Source organism: Brevibacillus sp. FIR094 (genome assembly GCF_050477165.1).
Taxonomy (GTDB): Bacteria; Bacillota; Bacilli; order Brevibacillales; family Brevibacillaceae; genus Brevibacillus.
Genome location: NZ_JBEAES010000004.1, coordinates 49,794 through 69,313, shown reverse-complemented (window position 1 = coordinate 69,313; position 19,520 = coordinate 49,794). Strand labels below are relative to the sequence as shown.

The 19,520-nt window shown below is 49.9% G+C and carries 20 protein-coding genes and 1 pseudogene; all 21 read right to left on the bottom strand.

The features are described from left to right. Positions 1-67 precede the first annotated feature (67 nt). On the bottom strand, positions 68-982 hold the full coding sequence (locus ACQ5DJ_RS04400) for a COX15/CtaA family protein (RefSeq protein WP_429841364.1): 915 nt from the start codon (positions 980-982) through the stop codon (positions 68-70). A 122-nt stretch (positions 983-1,104) separates the two neighbouring features. Further along, the gene (gene cyoE, locus ACQ5DJ_RS04395; protein ID WP_429841363.1) at positions 1,105-2,040 is read right to left on the bottom strand and encodes a heme o synthase; all 936 of its coding nucleotides are present in this window, start codon (positions 2,038-2,040) and stop codon (positions 1,105-1,107) included. A 96-nt stretch (positions 2,041-2,136) separates the two neighbouring features. Beyond that, positions 2,137-2,595 (bottom strand): DUF420 domain-containing protein, encoded by a 459-nt coding sequence (locus tag ACQ5DJ_RS04390; RefSeq protein ID WP_144619261.1) that lies wholly within the window; start codon positions 2,593-2,595, stop codon positions 2,137-2,139. Between the two features lie 43 nt (positions 2,596-2,638). Beyond that, positions 2,639-3,511: a cytochrome c oxidase assembly protein gene (locus tag ACQ5DJ_RS04385; RefSeq protein WP_429841362.1), complete on the bottom strand. Its 873-nt coding sequence runs from the start codon at positions 3,509-3,511 to the stop codon at positions 2,639-2,641. A gap of 538 nt (positions 3,512-4,049) precedes the next feature. Then, entirely contained in the window at positions 4,050-5,492 is a 1,443-nt protein-coding gene (locus tag ACQ5DJ_RS04380; RefSeq protein WP_429841361.1) for an NAD-dependent succinate-semialdehyde dehydrogenase, read from the bottom strand. Between the two features lie 24 nt (positions 5,493-5,516). After that, positions 5,517-6,020 (bottom strand): 1,2-phenylacetyl-CoA epoxidase subunit PaaD, encoded by a 504-nt coding sequence (paaD, locus tag ACQ5DJ_RS04375; protein ID WP_429841360.1) that lies wholly within the window; start codon positions 6,018-6,020, stop codon positions 5,517-5,519. A gap of 17 nt (positions 6,021-6,037) precedes the next feature. Then, positions 6,038-6,868: pseudogene (gene paaC, locus ACQ5DJ_RS04370) on the bottom strand (1,2-phenylacetyl-CoA epoxidase subunit PaaC). Between the two features lie 17 nt (positions 6,869-6,885). Beyond that, entirely contained in the window at positions 6,886-7,218 is a 333-nt protein-coding gene (gene paaB, locus ACQ5DJ_RS04365) for a 1,2-phenylacetyl-CoA epoxidase subunit PaaB (protein ID WP_174226324.1), read from the bottom strand. Positions 7,219-7,228: 10 nt separating this feature from the next. After that, positions 7,229-8,197 carry a 1,2-phenylacetyl-CoA epoxidase subunit PaaA gene (paaA, locus tag ACQ5DJ_RS04360; protein ID WP_429841359.1) on the bottom strand — a complete coding sequence of 323 codons (969 nt, stop codon included), beginning with the start codon at positions 8,195-8,197 and terminating at the stop codon, positions 7,229-7,231. A gap of 115 nt (positions 8,198-8,312) precedes the next feature. Further along, the gene (locus ACQ5DJ_RS04355) at positions 8,313-9,140 is read right to left on the bottom strand and encodes a methyl-accepting chemotaxis protein (protein WP_429841358.1); all 828 of its coding nucleotides are present in this window, start codon (positions 9,138-9,140) and stop codon (positions 8,313-8,315) included. Between the two features lie 84 nt (positions 9,141-9,224). Further along, complete coding sequence (locus ACQ5DJ_RS04350) at positions 9,225-10,412, bottom strand: ABC transporter substrate-binding protein (protein ID WP_429841357.1); 1,188 nt, start codon at positions 10,410-10,412, stop codon at positions 9,225-9,227. A gap of 50 nt (positions 10,413-10,462) precedes the next feature. Beyond that, positions 10,463-11,206: an ABC transporter ATP-binding protein gene (locus ACQ5DJ_RS04345; RefSeq protein WP_017251564.1), complete on the bottom strand. Its 744-nt coding sequence runs from the start codon at positions 11,204-11,206 to the stop codon at positions 10,463-10,465. Positions 11,207-11,228: 22 nt separating this feature from the next. After that, on the bottom strand, positions 11,229-11,990 hold the full coding sequence (locus ACQ5DJ_RS04340) for an ABC transporter ATP-binding protein (protein ID WP_429841356.1): 762 nt from the start codon (positions 11,988-11,990) through the stop codon (positions 11,229-11,231). After that, complete coding sequence (locus ACQ5DJ_RS04335) at positions 11,987-13,018, bottom strand: branched-chain amino acid ABC transporter permease (RefSeq protein WP_429841355.1); 1,032 nt, start codon at positions 13,016-13,018, stop codon at positions 11,987-11,989. The genes ACQ5DJ_RS04340 and ACQ5DJ_RS04335 overlap by 4 nt, the downstream gene beginning before the upstream one ends. After that, a complete protein-coding gene (locus ACQ5DJ_RS04330) occupies positions 13,015-13,893 on the bottom strand; it encodes a branched-chain amino acid ABC transporter permease (protein WP_017251567.1) in 879 nt (292 codons plus the stop codon). Before ACQ5DJ_RS04330 ends, ACQ5DJ_RS04335 begins: the two co-directional genes overlap by 4 nt. A 133-nt stretch (positions 13,894-14,026) precedes the next feature. Beyond that, positions 14,027-14,854: a phenylacetic acid degradation operon negative regulatory protein PaaX gene (gene paaX / locus ACQ5DJ_RS04325; RefSeq protein WP_429841354.1), complete on the bottom strand. Its 828-nt coding sequence runs from the start codon at positions 14,852-14,854 to the stop codon at positions 14,027-14,029. Positions 14,855-15,023: 169 nt separating this feature from the next. After that, positions 15,024-15,449, bottom strand: coding sequence for a thioesterase family protein (locus ACQ5DJ_RS04320; protein WP_429841353.1), 426 nt, complete (start codon positions 15,447-15,449; stop codon positions 15,024-15,026). A gap of 27 nt (positions 15,450-15,476) precedes the next feature. Continuing rightward, entirely contained in the window at positions 15,477-16,676 is a 1,200-nt protein-coding gene (locus ACQ5DJ_RS04315) for a thiolase family protein (protein ID WP_429841352.1), read from the bottom strand. 34 nt (positions 16,677-16,710) lie between these two features. Next, a complete protein-coding gene (locus ACQ5DJ_RS04310) occupies positions 16,711-17,910 on the bottom strand; it encodes a thiolase family protein (protein ID WP_429841351.1) in 1,200 nt (399 codons plus the stop codon). Next, positions 17,907-18,662 (bottom strand): 3-hydroxyacyl-CoA dehydrogenase family protein, encoded by a 756-nt coding sequence (locus tag ACQ5DJ_RS04305; RefSeq protein ID WP_429841350.1) that lies wholly within the window; start codon positions 18,660-18,662, stop codon positions 17,907-17,909. The genes ACQ5DJ_RS04310 and ACQ5DJ_RS04305 overlap by 4 nt, the downstream gene beginning before the upstream one ends. After that, the gene (locus ACQ5DJ_RS04300) at positions 18,646-19,503 is read right to left on the bottom strand and encodes a 3-hydroxyacyl-CoA dehydrogenase family protein (RefSeq protein ID WP_429841349.1); all 858 of its coding nucleotides are present in this window, start codon (positions 19,501-19,503) and stop codon (positions 18,646-18,648) included. Before ACQ5DJ_RS04300 ends, ACQ5DJ_RS04305 begins: the two co-directional genes overlap by 17 nt. Positions 19,504-19,520 lie beyond the last annotated feature (17 nt).

Genomic DNA, 19,520 nt, shown 5'->3' with positions numbered 1-19,520 from the left:
TTCTTCCCCCACCGCAGCCACTTAATAAAAAAAGCCGCCTCCACGAATCAGGAGCGCAGCTTTCCTCTTATCTTCTCAGCTTTTCATTTGTCGGTGACTTCAATGTCTGCAAGCACATGTAGCAGATGATCCCGAACAAAATCGTGATAATCATGGAATGAGTCAGCGTAGCGTACAGGTGTAGCTTGTAAATAATGACGAAGCCGCCGCTGAACACCTGCGCGATGCAAAGAATAAAGCTCAGGATGCTTGCACCGTACAAGTCACGCCGTTTTTCCTTGAAATGACGTATGCAGTAAATCATTGTCCCCAACAACAAGAATCCCAGCACCATCGCAGCGATTCTGTGGGCAAAATGAATACCGGTCTGTCCATACAACTCTGGGATGATCTGTCCCTGACACAGTGGCCAGTCACTGCATGCCATACTTGAACCCGTATGTCTGACATACGCTCCGAGATAAACAACAGCGTACGTATAAGTAGCAACGAACCACATCCAGTTGCGGAAGCCTTTTGAAACGGTCGTTTTCACCAAGCTTTGCGTTTTTTCCCGCTGATAAACGAACACACTCAACAAGAACACTCCTGAATAAGCAAGCAAGGAGAATCCGAAGTGCAGAGCCAAAACAGATGAGGACTGTGGCCAAATGACGGCAGAAGCACCGAGAATGGACTCCACTACGATGAAAAACAAACCAAAAATTGCAAGATTGCGTACTTCTTGGTTGTCTTTGTAATAGCGCCAGCAAAGCACAGAGAAAATCGCGACAACAATACCGGCAATACCTGTAATCAGGCGATGTGAATATTCAATAATGGATGCCAACGTATATTCCGGAACCCATTTTCCGTTGCACAGCGGCCAGTCATTTCCACAGCCGAGTGCTGAATCTGTCTTGGTAACAAGCGAACCGGCTACCATCACGATAAACATGATCAAGGTAGCAAGAAAAGCTAACGGCTTCAGCCATTTTCCCATAGTAATTCACCCTGTTTCTTGTGAGGATCAAACAACACCTCGTTCTATGTCCTCTTTTACGATAATGAAACATCCCCTGCTAAGCAAGGGATGTTCCGTGAACATTTAGTGAGTGTTTCGTGTCAATAATAGTTGACCATGGTACTAATGACGATCGCTGCACAAAACACGGTCAAATAAAGAATGGAATAGCCGAACAGTTTGCGTGCCCAAGCAAGATCATCCTTGGTTTTGAACCCTTGAAAAAGCAGAACCATATACACAATCCCCATCACACCCATAACGAGCAAATACACATAACCTAGGCTAGCGTGGACGAACAGCAACAAAGAAGCCGGGAACAACACCGAACCCCACAGCACCATTTGTCGCTTCGTCTCGGCAAAGCCTTTTACTACCGGTAGCATCGGCAGATTACCTGCACGGTATTCTTCTGTTTTCAACATCGCCAACGCCAAAAAATGGGGAGGCTGCCACAAGAACAAGACCAGGAACAACAGCCAAGCAGTCATGTCCATGGTGCCCGTTACTGCTACCCACCCAATCACAGGAGGAGCCGCACCTGAAATACCGCCAATTACCGTATTGAGAGTTGTCACTCGCTTCAACGGCGTGTAAATCAACACATAAAAAATGTGACCGATCAATCCCCAAACGGCTGCCAAGGGATTCGCATATACAGCCAACACAGTAACCCCTAGCAACAGCAGGCCAATCCCTAAGAGGATCGCGTTACGTGCAGAAATTCTTCCGGTCGCTACCGCACGATTTTGCGTCCGCTTCATTTTTTTGTCCAGATCACGGTCGTAGAAATTATTTAAAGCCGCACCCGACATAATGACCAAAGCGGTTCCTAGCATGGTGAATAGAGCCAGTTTCCAGTTCGGATAACCGTAGGACGCTAACCATAAAGCAGCAAAAGTGGTCATCAAGTTTGACAGGGTAATGCCAGGCTTCGTCAGTTGTACGTAATCCCGAAAGGTAGCTGGCCCTACCGGCTGTGTCTGCAAAGCAGCATCGGCATCAAGCGATTCCTGCATGGTCATTTGCTGGTCCACGTTTTGTACCTCCTGTTTCCTTCTATCTGAACATCCGAATCATGACTGGATAAACTAACTACATTGTATCCAATGCCCCAAAAACTACTAAAACGATTACTTACCAAAAATTACATCCAGCACGCCAGACGTCTCGCCACCTGGATAAATCCAGTACAGCAGCAAATAAACTGCAGCTCCTGTAATGGAAGTCACAAACCATACAATGGACGTCCAAGGACCGATCTTACGATGAGAAGCATAGTTTTTCGTGTAAGCGTATCTGAGTGTAATCAGACCCATCACACCACCGACTGTTGCCAGGACGATGTGGAAGAACAAGAACGTCTGATAGATTGGCTTGATGCTGTCTGGTCCGCCAAAATGCGTGTTTCCGATAAACGCCGTTCTGGAAACATACGTAATAAAGAAGATCGTGGCACAGATCGCAGCCCATTTCATAATCTTCATATGCTTTTCTACTTGCTTTTTCGCAATGAAATACCAGCCAATCGCAACGAGAATTCCACTAATGACGATAAAAGCCGTACTTACCGTAGGCAATATGAGCCCCATTTTTTCACCTCATTCAACAAACGTTTCTTCTGTTCGCGCGTATTTAAAAAGTGGGCTTTTCAGCACCGAAAGATTGATCCATCGGCATGTCGTCCTGCTTCTCTGCCTTATACCAATGGTAGAAGACATAGGCCAGCACACAGCCGTAAACAAGCTCCTGTACCAGCTTCATAATGATTCCGCCAAGACGTTGATCGTTAAACGCGTCGAGGCTTTGGAATAGCTGTGGAGCAGCTATATACGTAGCGTACAGCGGTTCCGAGGCAAAAATAATCAGCGCACAGGCTGGCGTAATCAAGACACCGTTTGCAAAAACGTAAGACAGTTTTTTCAATCCAGCCAATTGTCGCTTGTTATCAGACAACGGACTCACAATTGGCCACCACATCGCAAATGCGGCAATCACGAGAATGACATGATAAAACGTCATCCACTCATGATTGATCGCGACGGCATCAAAAATGAACGGAACATGGTAAAACGAAAACAGTGAGTTGAACAACAGCGCTGCCACTAACGGGTGTGTCAAAGCGTTTAGTATGACCTTCAACGCCTTCGGACGGAAAATCTTGGCCAAAAGCCATTCCGGCATTGCCAGAAGCATAAGCGGTGGCAGAGCAAAGTACAAGATCGATTGTTGGAGCATGTGCAAACTAAACATGTAATGATGGCCGTAATAACTGATAGGGCTTCCTTGCGCGATGTAGAACAACACGATTGCCAACACAAAAAGCAATCTTTGCTTGCCAGTCGCCGGTGTAGCGTTTTCAAAACGTTTATGCATCGGACCTGTTACGAGAAAGTAGACAGTTGTCACGAGCAACGACAAAAGCATCACATCCGGACTCCATAAATCCGAAAAGGTTGCTGATCCGGCAGCCGGTGACATCTCATGCATTTGATGAGCATTTCCCATGTTTATTATCCTCCCTTCCAAATGTAAAATCTTGGACGATCCCACACTCGCTGTGCGTCGTCATATGTACGTTTTGTGTCAATATGAAATACCAATTTTTATCTATTAAATGTTGCCCTTGATCCAATCTCCATTATACCGTTGATTCCCTTTTTCTTTGTAGATAAAAATGAACAAAGTGTTGAACAATACAATTCACAAAATTTACATAATTTAGTCAACATAGTGGAGGAGAAGAAAAAGCATAGTTCTCTTCGACTCTGACACGCCCGCAGGGGATTGACTGTCCGTCTCCATTTCCAAAAGGGGACCGTCGAGCCAAAGCCACCCTACGAGCGGAAGTTTCTCAGGGAAGAAGTGTTCGACAAGCGTGGTCCCCTTTTGGAAGTTCCGACTGGGGTGGCGCTGTCAAGGTCTACGAGCCCTGTGCTTTTTCTTCTCACCAGCTTTGTTTGTTCATCGGTACCTTTTAAAACCTTTCCTATATGAAAATAAAAAAGAGTCCAGATCTTGTCTGAACTCTTCTTCTCTTCTTCTCTTACAGTCCAAAGGAAACGAACTTGGTTTCCAAATACTCATCCATTCCGTAGCGGCCACCCTCACGGCCGATTCCGCTTTCCTTGAATCCGCCAAACGGCGCTTGCGTCTGCGTAGGAGAACCATCATTGATTCCAACGATTCCGTATTCGAGGAGCTCAGCCATACGGAAGCAACGCTGATTATCGCGGGTGTACACATAAGCAGCCAAGCCGTAACGTGTGTCGTTTGCCATCTGTACGACATCCGCTTCCTCTGTAAAACGCACGAGTGGAACGACAGGACCGAACGTTTCCTCAAAGGAAATTTTCATATCCGTTGTAATGCCAGCAATCAAGGTCGGTTCGCAATAGAAGCCCTTCGCATAATCCCCTTCAACCAAACGATTTCCGCCGTATACCACCTGCCCGCCTTTGTCCTTGGCGTCCTCGATATGCTCGAGCACCTTGTTCAAGGCACGCTCGTTCACCAGTGGACCGATCTCTGTTTCTTTCTGGCGACCATCCCCTACTTTCGCACGCTTCAGACGCTCTACCAGCTTTTCTGTGAACGCATCTGCGACATCCTCATGGACGTACAGACGGTTCGTGCAAATGCACATTTGACCGGAGTTGCGGAATTTGCTCTCAAACAGACCTTTTACGGCTGCATCCAGATCGGCATCCGGGAATACGATGAACGGTGCGTGACCACCAAGCTCCATGCTGACGCGCTTCACTTGCTTCGCCGCGCCCTCCATCAGCAGCTTACCGACACGAGTGGAGCCTGTAAATCCGATTTTGGAGAGCTTCGGATTATCGATGAACTCCTTCCCAATCGATTCAGGATTTCCAATAACGAGGTTTACGACGCCTTTAAGAAAGCCAGCCTGCTCAATCAGCTCAAACATACGAATCGCAGACAGTGGCGTACTTTCTGCTGGCTTTAAAACCACCGTGCAGCCCGCAGCCAATGCCGGAGCAATCTTGCGTGCAACCATGTTCACCGGGAAGTTCCACGGGGTAATCGCCCCAACCACCCCTACAGGCTGACGCAGCACCATGATGCGCTTGTTCGCAACGGAGGATGGGATCGTTTCTCCGTTGACACGTTTGGCTTCTTCTGCGTACCAGACAAAGTTATCAGCGGCACCCAGCACTTCGCCTTTTGCCTCGCCCAAAGGCTTGCCCATTTCAGCAGAAATGATGCCCGCCAGTTCATCCCGATTGTTTTTCACCAGCTCGGACAAGTTGTACAAATATTTGGCGCGCTCGCGAGCAGTCAGTCGAGACCAGCTGGCAAATGCCTGATGAGCAGCGTCGATAGCCTTGTTGGCATCACGACCATCGCCGAAGGTTACTGTTCCAACTGTTTCGCCTGTAGCAGGATTCGTAATCTGAATGGACTCGCCACTCTCGGCAGTCACCCATTCTCCATTAATAAACATTTGCTTGTACTCTCCCATGACATTCGCTCCTCTCAATCTCTCTCAATAGATTGGTTTTAGGGCCTCAAACGGATTTTTGCAGTGCCGGCAATACAAAATACTTCGACAAGCAGCAGGGCCAAACAAATTTTCCATTTGTGTATACGGGGAATCACAGTAGGGACATGCCACTTCCCATGTATCTCCCGGTTTGAAGTCAAGCGGTGGTGGCGCGATGCCAAAGCTTTTCAGCTTATCGCGAGCATCTAAGGCGATACGATCAGATGTCCAGGCTGGATCATAGACGAACTTTACCTGAACCTGATTGATTCCTTCAGCCTCCACCAGCTTTTCTGTGATGTTCTTCTTCATGATCTCGAGTGCCGGACAGCCAACAAAGGTAGGGAGCACCTCGACGTGTACGACGTCTGCCTCGACGCGCACTTTGTGAATCATCCCCATCTCCACCATGCTGATCACTGGAATTTCGGGATCTGTTACTTGCTGCAGCAGTTCCCAGCATGTCGCTTCAAGCCCTTCATGCAGTTGCAGTTCTTCTTGCGCCATGAGAGAATCACTCCTTTTTACCAGCCTGCAGCCGGATCAATGCGGTACACTTCAGACAAGGTAGCCAAAGCTTGCACCAGATCAGCAGTATGTTCACCGTGACGACCGCGCTCTTGTGGTACTCCTGGCTCACCCGGCCATTCGAGTCCTGCTTTTCGAAATGTCTTTGGTCAGTGTCAGCCATTTTTGTTTCAGTTGCTCTTCTTCTGCAATCAGGCCAAATTGAACGATATCAACCTGGTTTGATCCAAGATGGGGCAGCTCCCCGGCATCCTTCCAAACTTTTGCAATGGCTGCCAAAAGCTTCTGACGCGCATCAGGCGTACTGTTCGCCAGTTGCTTCAACCAAACTTGCCAGTGCATCAGATGATAGCGATGCTCTGTCATCATTTTGCGACTGACCAGCGCGAGTGGTGCGTATGACGACTGCGTTAGTGCCTCCAAGCGAACTTGCTTGTATAAGCCATACACATAGCTGCGAACAATCGCATACGCCCAATCGTAATGAGGATGATCGTTGTATTCACCATCACCGTTTTTACGCTCTACCAAGATCGCATTGGAAAACGCCTTCGCCTCGCGCAGCTGTGCGAGATCGTCTGCTTTGCCACCCCTAGTTGCTCCAGCATTTCATAAAACATTACGGCATGGCCCATCATGTCCTGAGACATCGAAGAAAAGGCCACATCTTCTTCAATATGCGGAGCAAGCCCAAGCCATTCCGATCCACGATAAGCCAATATAAAATCGTCATCAGCAAGCTGGAACAACAGGTCGGTCAAAGCTTTTGCGAATGCTGGATTTTGTTTTGCTGCTTCCACTGTTTCTACATGTAAACGATCGCCCATGATTGTATCCCTCCTGCTTAACTGCCGTTGCCTGCATGCTTCTGTTTTTCTTCGTACTGCTCGCGATGGTGGCGCCATCTCGACTGCAAATCGCCGTATCCTTTGGTTTCCCGATAGCTCTTGTTGTCGAGTCTTTCCAGGAAAGGACGCTCCTCTGGCGGCAGTCCAAAAATGTCGTCGCGCTTGACTACCCACAAATTAAAGCAAGGCTCACGGCGCAGGAAATTCTCCCTCGCCATGCTCAATGCGACTTCTTTATTGGGTGCCAACAAACTGAACTGTTGGACGAACGGAGCATTTACGGTTTTTTGGCTGAATACTTCGTATATGAAAAAGTTTTCGTTGCTCATCCACATTCACCTACCCTACTTGTCGGCCGTACGACATAATCGCGTCGCGCACCCATTTGGTTTCCTCATAAGACATTACCCGAAGATTCAGACGGTGAGCGGAGCGTGGTCCGTTCCCCTTGACGATTTGCTTGAACTCTTCCCAGTCAGGCTGTTGGTAGACCCATTTGTCTTCTGCCTCGTCGAAGTAAATCGTATCGTCTGGAACTGTGAAGCCAAGGTGGAAAATACGCGGCAAATACTTTTTCAGGAATATTTGTCGCAATTCTTCATTAGTCTGTGTACGAATCTTGTAGCGCATGTTGGATTCCTGATTGCTCGTTATATTGCCGTTTTCCGGTGGTCCGAAAAACATCAAGAGCGCTGGCCACCAACGATGGATCGCTTCTTGCAGCATTTGGCGCTGTTCATCGGTGCCTTCTGCCAGCTCCAAGACGATGCTCTCTCCGTGTTGGGCGTGGAACTTTTCTTCCGCACAGATCCGATGCAGAGCGCGGGCGTAAGGTGCATAAGATGTATCGAGGGACATCGATTGCGTAATGATAGCCGCTCCGTCAACCAGCCAGCCAATCACCCCAGCATCAGCCCAGGTAGGCGCTTCCATGTGGAATACATTGTGAAATTTCAGTCTTTTTGTAAACAAATCATTCATGATATCCTCGCGAGTCTTGCCCAATGGCTCAAGCAAGTCTTCTGCGACGCGAAGCAGCAATTGACCATGCCCCATCTCGTCCTGGACCTTCGCCATAATCGCCAGCTTTCTCCGCAATGTTGGCGCCTTTGGTACCCATTCTTTTTCCGGCAAGGCACCCATGATCTCACTGATGCCATGCATCGAAATCAGCTTGATCAACTGGTTGCGATAGTCGTCTGGCATCCAATCGTCTGCCTCTATTTTTTCCCCGCGTTCGATTCTCGCTAAAAACGCTTCCAACTTTTCGTTTTCAGTCAGATCGGTATGTTCGAGCCTCATTTGCATGGAGAACGCCCTCCTTTTATCAGATATGCATTATGTTAAAATTATAATACGTTTTTATAACGCAATAATAACATAACGTCATACGTTTTTGCAATACGCTTACATTAGGACTCTCCTATTCTCCTCGCCCAGTTATTTCTGCTGCCTTTTTCAATTGCTCGGCCATATGCCGCAGCTCTTGCATGACTGCATCCAGCTCCTGTATTCGCGTTGACTGCTGTACGCTGTGATTCATCGTCTTCTCCATTTCGCCAGTGACCGTCCCAACGAGTGCATTCATTTCATCTAATAGATTGAAAATGCCCTTAGCTGAAGTAGCCGTCGTCTGGGAAAGCTGACGGATTTCCTCTGCGACCACGGAAAAGCCTCGACCAGCAGAACCTGCACGTGCCGCTTCGAGGACGGCATTCAAGCCGAGTACATTGGAGCGCGTCGAGATATTGCGGATCAATTCGTTGATTTGGGTCGTTTCTGCAATTTTCAGCCCTAATTGACCAGCTGCATCACTCAGCGTGTGGCTTGCCTGTGCCAAATTGTCTGCGTCCTTTGCCAGACTTTCTGTGTGCTGTGCGATATTTTCCAGCGCGTCCGTCAAGTTTTGAGCCAAACCGTGCAAGCGATCCTCTTGATCGGTCGTCACGCCTGTCGCCAAGCAACCAACTACTCGCCCGTTTTCGACAAGCGGATAACCGACTGCGATATAAGGAATGCCATAGAGCTCTTTAGAAATTTTCTTCACGACACGCTTGCCCTCTTTTACCGCCGTCGCATTGATACTCCCCGGGCGTAATTCGTCTCCTACTTGAATCCCCAGGTTCAAGCCCTGTGCCGGATAATAGGCGAGAAACTTCTCTTTGTCGGTGACTCCTACCATACATTCAGACAAAAATGCCTTTTGTAAAATCGGTGCGACCGTTAAGACGCTATTCAGCAATTGAGACATGCATGATCCTCCTACCCTTATAATGAAAACAACGATTCCCCCCGCATTCTTCTTCACGACGCGGAGGGAACTGACTTCTTTCACTTATTTAACGAGCTGGAATTTTCCATCCTTCACTTCAACCATGATCATGCTGTCTTCTGTCAGACCGTTATGATCATCAGCCGTGAACTTGAATTCTCCGGTTACCCCTACGTATTTCGCCTTTTCCAATACTTCGCCCAGTTTGGAGGTGTCGCCGCCTGCTTGCTTCAAGCCTTCCACGAGCAAATTCAAGCCGTCGTATCCGTATCCCGCGAAGCCGTCTGGCTGTGTATTATAGGCAGCTTGATAGCCATCCACGAATTTTTTGATGATGGCAGATTGCGGATCGTCTGCAGCTACTTGTTCAGGGATGAGCAGTTTTCCAGCTACCATCAGGACACCCTCACCTGCGTCTCCAATCAGTTCGAGGAATTTACTATTCGCAGAGCCATGGCTGCTAATGATCGGAATAGTGAGGTTCAGTTGCTTGGCTTCCTTCACAATCGTAGCGGGTCCTGGATTCGTACCAGCCACAATCAGTGCCTGCGCATCAGTCCCTTTGATCTTGGTCAATTGGGAGCTCATGGACGGATCTTTTGTGCCATACTTTTCCTCGGCTACAATCGTGATGCCGTATTCGGGCGCATATTTTTGCAATTGCGTGGTCCAGCCACTTCCGTATGGATTGCTGTCATTGAGCGTAGCAATTTTCGTAATGCCTTTTTCCTTCAAATATTTGAAGATGCGCTTCGTTCCGTGTACGTCCGTGTGCGGCGTTTTGTAGATGCCTGCACGAACTGGATTGGTGATTTGATCTGCGGCTGCCATCGAAATCAGCGGGAGCTTTTCTGCTGCGGCATATTCAGCCATCCCGAGAGACGGACCACTGCCTGAGGAGCCGAGTACAGCTACGACCTTTTCTTTCGAAGCGAGCTTTTTGATTGCTTTTACCGCTTCCGTATTGTCAGACTTGTCGTCTTCAAAAATGACTTCCAACGGTCGACCATCTACTCCGCCAGCACCGTTGATTTCTTTTACCAACAGCTCTACCGCTTGCTTCTCCGGTACGCCGAGGGGACTGTTCGGACCAGTCAGCGAGAAAATAGCGCCGACCTTGATCGGGTCCTTGCTGGCGCCACCAGTACCTGACTCTGCTGCTGGCGTTGCGCCGCCTCCACAGGCACTCAAGAAAACGAGCGAAGCGACTGCTGCTGGAAATAGCCATTTTTTGAATGTTCGTTTTTTCATGGGTGTACCCCCTCAAATGTATGTGTCTATCTTAGTCAAACTGCTATTGGCTACACTGCCTCGTGGGAGCTCCCCAAATAAGCAGATTGCACACGCGGGTCATTGCTAATCTCGTCTGCCTTTCCTTCCAGCATGACGGTTCCTGTACTCAGTACGTATGCCCGATCGGAAATCGCGAGCGCTGCGCGAGCATTTTGCTCAACCAACAGCACCGTGGTGCCCCACTCCGAGCGAATCTCCTGCACAATCGTCAGGATTTCTTTGGCAATCAGTGGAGCCAATCCTAGCGAAGGCTCGTCCAACAAAAGAAGCTGCGGTCGAGACAAGAGCGCCCTGCCTATTGCGAGCATCTGCTGTTGCCCCCCGGAAAGCGTTCCCCCGAGCTGCCACTTCCGCTCTGCCAAAATGGGAAAACGCTCGTACACCGTCTCCATTTCTTTGGCAATTTCCTTTTTGCTCGTCTTGGGCATCCGATGCGAAGCACCCAGCCACAAATTGTCCTCTACAGTCAGCGTCGAAAAAATTTGTCTGCGCTCCGGTACATGCGCCATGCCACGCGGTACTACCAGCTCCGCAGGAACCCGCGTAATGTCCGCGTCACGAAACCAAATCTTGCCTTCCTTGTCTCCGTGCAGACCGCAAATACAGTTCAAGAGCGTTGTTTTGCCTGCCCCATTTGCACCTAACAGAGAGACGATCTCGCCTTCGTTCACTTGCAGAGTAATGCCGTGCAACACTTCCACCGGTCCGTAGCGAGCCGTGATGTTGTCTACTGTAAGGACTGCCTTCCCCATGTTTGTCCACCTCTTTCGCGCTTCATTCTGCACCCAGATACGCCGCAATTACTCGCGGGTTCTCCTGAATCTCACGCGGGGTTCCTTCTGCGATTTTTGATCCTTGATCCAATACAACGATGCGGTCTGCAATCGTCATGATCATATCCATGTCATGCTCCACTAGCAAAATAGCCGTTCCGTTGTCGCGAATCTCGCAAAACATGCGGCTCATCTCCGCCGTCTCAGTATGATTCAGACCCGCAGCAGGCTCATCCAACAAGAGTAGCCGCGGCTGGGCTATCATTGCGCGGGCAATCTCCATCAGCCGCAGCTTCCCGTATGGCAAGCTCCCAGCCAGCGAGGACGCTTCCTCTGCCAGTCCTACATTCTCTATCCATGTCTGTGCTTGCTCCTGCATATGCTTCTCTTCCATACGAGACTTTGCCAGATTCATGCCGCAGGAAAAGAGACTCGCGCTTGTCTTCGTATGCATGCCGACCATCACGTTTTCCAAGACGGTCATATCGTCAAAGGTCTGGAGGTTTTGAAAGGTTCGCGTGATGCCCAATCCGGCATATTCATAGCCTTGCACACTTGTCAACGGCTGGCTGCTGAAGCGAATCTCTCCTTCTGAAGGCGGGATCACACCCGACACCATGTTGAGCACGGTGCTTTTCCCAGCGCCGTTCGGACCGATCAGCGCGAGAATCTCTCCTTCCCGCACCTGAAAATCTACTTGATTCACTGCCCGTACGCCGCCAAAATCACGAGAGAGCTTTTGCACATCCAAAAGTGTTGTCATGTTGCAGCCTTCCTTTCCACCTGCTGCTTTCGCTGTGCTTCGTCAGCCATGGCCTTCGCCTTTTTCGCCTGCCCTTTTTCGAAAGCAGACCGGATGCGCGGAACCAATCCTTCTGGCATGAACATGATGAACAGCACGAGAATCGCACCGAATACAATCGTGTCCACATCCCCCTGCAAGCCCGGCACCACTTCACTCAAGAGGATCAGCCCTTCACTGATAAAGCCAATCAGGATCGTCCCGATCAAAGCGCCCCAGATGCTTGTCATCCCGCCGATGACGACCATCGTGAGAAACTTGATCGACTCGTGCAGTCCGAACGGCTGCGGATCGAGAATTCCCATGTAATGGGCGTATAAGCCACCGGAAATACCAGCGAACATGCCGCTTACTACAAAGGCATTCAGCTTGAACTTGCGGACATCAATTCCCATCGAGGTCGCGGCAATCTCACTTTTGTGAATTGCCCGAAACGCTCGGCCGACGCGTGAATTCAATAGGTTGAGCGAGAAGAGCAGCACACAGGTGACGACTCCCCAAATCAGAAAGTACATGGATAGCTCGCTTCCACCAAAGAAAGTCATCTGGGGAATACTGATCATCCCGTTTGCTCCCCCCGTGACCGACTCCCATTCCGTAATCCCGATCTGGACGATGTAGCCAAATGCGAGCGTTGCCATCGCGAGGTAGTAGCCTTGCAGCCCCGCTATCGCCCGCCCGAGGATAAAGGCGAATAACCCCGGAACAACCGCAGCGGCGATGAGTCCGACAAATGGCGGCAGACCGTACTTCGTCGTCAATACAGCCGAGGTATAGGCACCTATCCCCCAAAACGAGGCTTGCCCCAGCGAAATTTGTCCAGCCAGCCCCATCACGAGGCATAGCCCGATGGTTACGATTGCTTGAAGACCGATAATAATTCCGACAGATCGATAGTATTCATCTGGCATAACGAATGGGAAAAGAATCATCAAAAACAGGTAGATTCCTATGCTTTTGCCCCACTTATCGATGATTTGCTTCATCATAGCCCTCCTTTTCCAACGCTGCGTTCTCCAAAGATGCCGGATGGCTTAATCAACAGCATGCCGATCAACACCAGAAAGGCGATCGCGTCCTTCATACCCGAGCTGATGTAACCAGCTCCAAGCGACTCGACGATCCCGAGTAAAAAGGCGGCTACGGCTGCTCCCAATGGATTTCCCAGTCCGCCAAGAATGGCTGCGGAAAAGCCTTTGATTCCGAGCAGCACGCCTATATCGTAGGAGGTTACGGAAAGCGGTGCGATCACGATTCCTGCAATCGCTCCTGTCGCTCCACTGATGGCAAAGGCCAGCATACTCATCTTTGTCGGGCTAATCCCCATCAGGCGAGCTGCCATCGGGTTGACCGAACAGGCGTTAATTTTTTTACCGAGAATCGTCTTGTCCATCAAGTACCAAAGTAGAAAAAGAATGATAAGAACAGCAGCCAAAATCCAGATACTTTGTTGTGCGATCATCACGCCGCCAATCGAGATCGGCTCATTGCTCGTAATCGGTTCGAGTGCAAACGCATCTTTTCCCCAAATAAAGCTGGCAATGCCGCGAATGAGTGTCGAGATTCCTATCGTCAAAATAATCAAACTAATTGGATTAGCCTTTTTGACGTAAGCGATTACATATTTCTGCATCAAAACACCGATCAAGGTGACCAGGAGGATCGCGAGCAATGCCGCCAACCCATATGGAAGATTCATGCCAATCAAGGCAACCGTGACCATTCCGCCCAGCATCAAAAATTCACCCTGCGCCAGATTAATCACCTTGCTTACGTTGTAAATCGTGATGAAACCAACCGCTACGATCGCGTAAATCCCGCCACTGACGAGGCCGTTTGCAACGTACTGTAGCAATTCCGTCATATTCGTGCTGTACCCCCTTGTTTCGCGTCCACCAAATTACACCCAAGTAAAACGCTTACATTTTAAATAATGGAAAAATAATTGAATGAAAAAGACCCTAGACGTGCTAGGGCCTTTCCTTCGCAGCTATCGCCTATGCGGATGGCGCAGCTTCATACACGGTCTCGAAGAATCGTACTGCCCCTGGATTCAATAACTGGTAGTAATTTTGGAACAACTGATCCGCCTCTTTGCCCAACCACAGCTCTGGCAACAATTCCTGCGGCAAATCAGGATCGATGAACAAGAACTTGCGGTATTGGTGGACGAGCTTTGTCTTCTCCACGAAGCAATGGCTGTCTGGAACCTCTTCCCCATTGCTGAGTTTTGCTGAAAGCTGCTCGTATTCTCCTCGGTAGGCATCGATGAAGGCCTTGTATTTTTCATTGATTTCATCGATATCCCAGCATTTCTGCACGAGTTGCTTCGGATTGCTCCAGCCCATATGCTCTGATGTAAAAATCTCGACATACTCCGTAATCTCGTGTGCTTCCGTCAGGTCCTTCACGCGATCACTGAGGTTATTCGGGCTGATCCATGTGCTGGTCGTCAGCATCCCGAAGCCCATCCAGCCCAGCTCCTTGCGCAGTTGATCCCGCAGCGCTCGACGCTCCTCTGGGATGTTGTAGCTGGCAATGCACCACATGCCGTCCCACACATCTGTCTCGACCTTATAAATACGTGCCGCTGCTTCTTCCAGCCGCTTTTTGCCACGCTCGGATACCGAGTAGAAGCTGCGGTTCCCTACTTTTCGCGATTCCAGCCAGCCTTGGCGAAGCATCCGAGAGATTGCTGCACGAACAGCCGGCTCCGACAGTCCGAATTCCCCCATCAGCTTGGTCAGACTACCAATCCAGATTTCGCTTCCATAATGGCGGACGTATTCCCCGTAAATTGTAAAAAGCATGGATTGTGGCTTCACGTTTCTTCTACCCCCAAATCGATTCATACCTATATGCTGTGTGAAATTGTACCATATTCTGTAGGAAGTGCGTGAATCGATCGAGAGTATATGACGATAAAATCGTATAACGTAATTTAAACGTAATTATAGTAAAACATTTTAAAAGAGTCAATTTATTCTGTCATATTTATTTATTCCCATTTACTTCCTGAATGATCTCTGCTTGCAAGGCCTCAAAACGACGCTTGATCTCGTCCTTTTTAAAGATGGCTTGGACGAACGTCCCGAGCCCTACACGATTACGCGTAGTGTCCGCCGTAACTTCGCACACTACGCGTTTTTCGGTAACCTGCACACAGGTAGCTCGGAACGTGACCTCCTGACAAATCACTGCTGGGCCGACGTGCTTGATGTCTACAGCAAATCCCGAGCCCTCTTCATCGGCTTCCAGATACGGTAAAATGACGCGTCTTCCCGCCCATTCCATGTAATAAATCATGCTGACTGTCGACATCACGGGATGCACAACTTGACCCTCAAAAACAGGCAGCATGTCCTTTGTCACTGTCACAGTAAATTCTTCCGTCGTCCCCGGCTGCAGTCTATCTATCAAGAGTACCTGCCTCCCTATCTGCCCAAGCTACACACGCTCGATAATCGTCGCAATTCCTTGTCCAACTCCAATGCACATCGCAGCCAAACCGTAACGGGCATCACGACGCTCCATTTCATACAGAAGAGTAGTAAGGATGCGCGCTCCGCTACACCCGAGCGGATGGCCCAAAGCAATCGCTCCGCCATTTACGTTGACCAGATCAGGATTGACGCCCAGCTCACGTACGCTCGCCACTGCCTGCGCCGCAAAAGCCTCGTTGAATTCGAATAGATCAATCTGCGCAAGCGACAAGCCTGCCTGTTTCAGTACTTTTCGCGTAGCAGGTACAGGCCCAATTCCCATCACGGATGGATCGACACCTGCGACTGCGGATGCAACGATTCTTGCACGAGGCTTCAAGCCGGCTGCAAGAGACGCTTCCTGTTCCATGATGAGCATAGCGCAGGCTCCATCGTTTAGACCGCTGGAGTTGCCTGCTGTGACACTGCCATCTGCTTGGAATGCTGGTTTCAGCTTTTGGAGCTGTTCGATGGTCGTCTCTGGACGTGCATGCTCATCGTGTTCAAACAGCGTAACCTCGCCTTTGCGACCTATCAGTTCTACGGGAACGATCTCGGCATCCCACTTTCCTTCTGCTAAGGCACGTGCGTAATTTTGCTGACTTCGCAAGGCAAACTCATCCTGTGCTTCACGGCTAATGCCGTATTGCTCCGCTACCTTCTCCGCTGTTTCCCCCAAGCTGATCGGCGGATACATCTCTTTCATTTTTTCGTTAACCAATCGCCAGCCCAACGTCGTATCGACCAACTGCTGATTGCCGCGCTGAAAAGCCGTGCCAGGCTTCATCATCACCAGCGGAGAGCGTGTCATGCTCTCTGTCCCGCCCGCGATATAGACATGACCTGCTCCGGCTTTGATTGCATTCGCGCTTTGGTTCACAGCCTCCAGACCTGAGCCGCACAGACGGTTCACTGTCACTCCCGGCACCTCGACAGGTAGTCCCGCCAACAGAAGTGACATACGCGCGACATTGCGGTTGTCCTCCCCAGCCTGATTGGCACACCCCATGATGACATCATCAATCGTCTTCGGATCGATAGAGTTGCGTTCCAGCAGCTTTTGAATCACCAATGCGCCCAGATCATCCGGGCGCACATCCTTCAACGCACCACCAATACGGCCGATTGGCGTGCGCACAGCATCTATGATGACAGGTGTACTCATTCTTCCACTCCTCCCATACACTAAGGCTTTTTTTCTATAGCGCTTCTACTAACGTGGCCAATCCTTGACCGCCGCCTATGCACAACGAAACGATTCCGTATTTCTTTTGGCGACGTCTCAGCTCGAAAAGAATCGTACCTGCCAGTCGGGCACCGCTCATTCCAAGTGGATGACCCAACGCGATTGCTCCACCGTTTACATTCGTTTTCAAAGGGTCCAGTCCCAGCTCGCGCATGCAGGCGAGTGACTGAGAAGCAAAAGCTTCATTTAACTCAAATAGATCAATTTGATCTACAGTCATGTTCGTTTCTGCGAGCAGCTTACGAATCGCAGCGACCGGCCCAATGCCCATAATGCGCGGATCAACACCAGCACTGACAAAATGAACAATGCGTCCTAAAGGCGCGACGCCTGTCTGTTGCAGCATTTCTTCATTCATCAAAAGCAAGGTCGCTGCCCCATCGTTGATACCGGAGGAGTTGCCTGCCGTGACGCTACCATCTTTTCGGAAGGCAGGTCGCAACTTGGACAATGACTCCACACTAGAATCCCTTCTTGGGAATTCATCCGTATCAAACAGCGTTTCTTCCCCTTTTTTCCCTTTTAACGTGATGGGAATGATCTCGTCGCGGAACAGACCTGCATCGATAGCATTGATAGCCCGAGACTGGCTCTCTGCTGCAAACCGATCCTGATCCTCGCGACTGATGCCGAATTGCTCCGCCACGTTTTCCGCTGTATCTCCCATGGTCAGATCGCCATAAAGCGAGACAGGAGCAGAACGCGGTCCGCCAAAAGACTCGATCAGCATCTGTCCCCCACGTTGATACGGCTGCTCGAATTTTTCCATGATGTACGGTGAACGAGTCAAATTCTCTACACCGCCTGCCAGCATGACCTGACTATGTCCTGCCTGGATGGACTGCGCAGCCAAATTGACTGCCTCTAGCCCGGATGCACACACCCGATTCACAGTCAGTCCAGGTATGGTGTCAGGAAGCCCTGCTTTCAACAAACCAACGCGTGCAATGTTAATAAACGGCCCGGCCGATATGACGTTTCCCATGATGACCCCATCAACAATCTCACCGGATTGTCCTGCCTTCGCAAGCGCTCCATTCAAGACAATAGCTGTCAGGTCGTCGATGGGGGTGTTCTTCAGGCTTCCGCCCAGCTTGCCGATTGGTGTACGTACTGCTGCTGCTACGTACACCTCCTTGTTAGTCAACCTCATGCCTCTACACCCACTTTATCTTCGTACGTGTAAAAGCCTTGCCCACTGCGTACACCGACACGCCCAGCCAGCACCAGCTTGCGTAATAGCGGCGCTGTGCGATAACGCTCCTCGGCCATGTCGCGCTGCAAGCCTCTCGATATCGCAAAAATCTCATCCAACCCGATACGATCTGCCCATTCAAGAGGGCCGTATGGGTAGTTGGTGCCTTTTTTCATCGCGATATCGATATCGGTAGCGGTTGCTGCTTTTTCCATCAGCGTAAAGGTAGCCTCGTTGATAATGAGTGTTAAAATGCGTGGGAACACGAGACCTACCTCATCGTTTACGGTCTCCGTCTCTTTCCCGAGTGATTGAAAGAAGCCTTCTGTTGCTTGAATCGTTTCCAGCTCCGTTTGCAGGGCAGGGGCAATCTCAATCAGCTCCCGTTCAACCAAGGGCACGAGCGTTCCAAATCCGCAAACACGTTCAGGATGCTGTGTCCATGACGCTACCTCCGTCGCTGTAATCGCGAGCGAAGTCGTGATGATCGGTACGTTTGGTGGCAATAGGTCATCCAGCTCTCGTACCTGCCTCTTTTTCGCCTGCAAATCGACGCTATTTACTTCCACAGCCAATTCAATCAGCTCAGGTTCAACCATCGCTTCTGCAAGCGTAAGCACCTGGTAGCCTCTTTCAACCATCAAATGATTCAACTCTGCGTACAGCGGGCTTGTGCCCACAAGCAATACAGCCTTATTTGTTGTAGTCATAGAAGCCTTCCCCCGTCTTTCTGCCCAAGCTGCCGGATTGAACCATTTGTTGCTGAATCCGGCTAGGCTTAAATCGTCCTTCATGGAAGAAGTCGGTATAGACCGATTTGGTGGTGGCAAAATTGATGTCGATGCCGATCATGTCTTGCAGCTCAAACGGTCCCATTTTGAATCCGCCAGCCAGCTTCATGATGCGGTCAATCTGCTCCACACCTGCCACATGATCGCCCAGGATGCGCAATGCTTCATTATAGTAAGGTCGTGCGATTCGATTGACGATAAAGCCAGGAGTGTCCGTTACCAAAACAGGCACCTTGCCCAACTCTTGCGCAAATCGATACGCCACCTCCACATTTTCCTCGCTCGATTTTTTCCCGCGAATAACCTCAACCAAGGGCATGACGGGTGCCGGATTGAAAAAATGAAATCCGAGAATGCGCTCTGGATGCGAAAGCCCTCCTGCAATCTCCGTAATCGAGATGGAGGAAGTATTCGTTAGTAAAAGGGCATCCTCTCTACAAATCCCACAAAGCTGACTGAAAATGCTTTTTTTCAAATCAAGACGCTCTGGCACTGCTTCGATGACGATATCGCAGTCTGCCAACTGCTCTATTTCCGATACGAGATGGACCAGCTCTAGCGTCTCTGTCATTTCTTGTTCACTGATTTTGTTTTTCTCCACGTCTTTTGTCAGGATCGATTCCAAATAGACAAGCGCTTTGTCCAGCACCGCCTGATTTGCATCCAGCAGCATGACCTGATGTCCTTTACGAGCACAGACGAGAGCGATCCCCGCTCCCATCGTTCCCGCCCCGATGACGCCTACTGTTTTTATACTCACTTGGGCTTGCCTCCCTT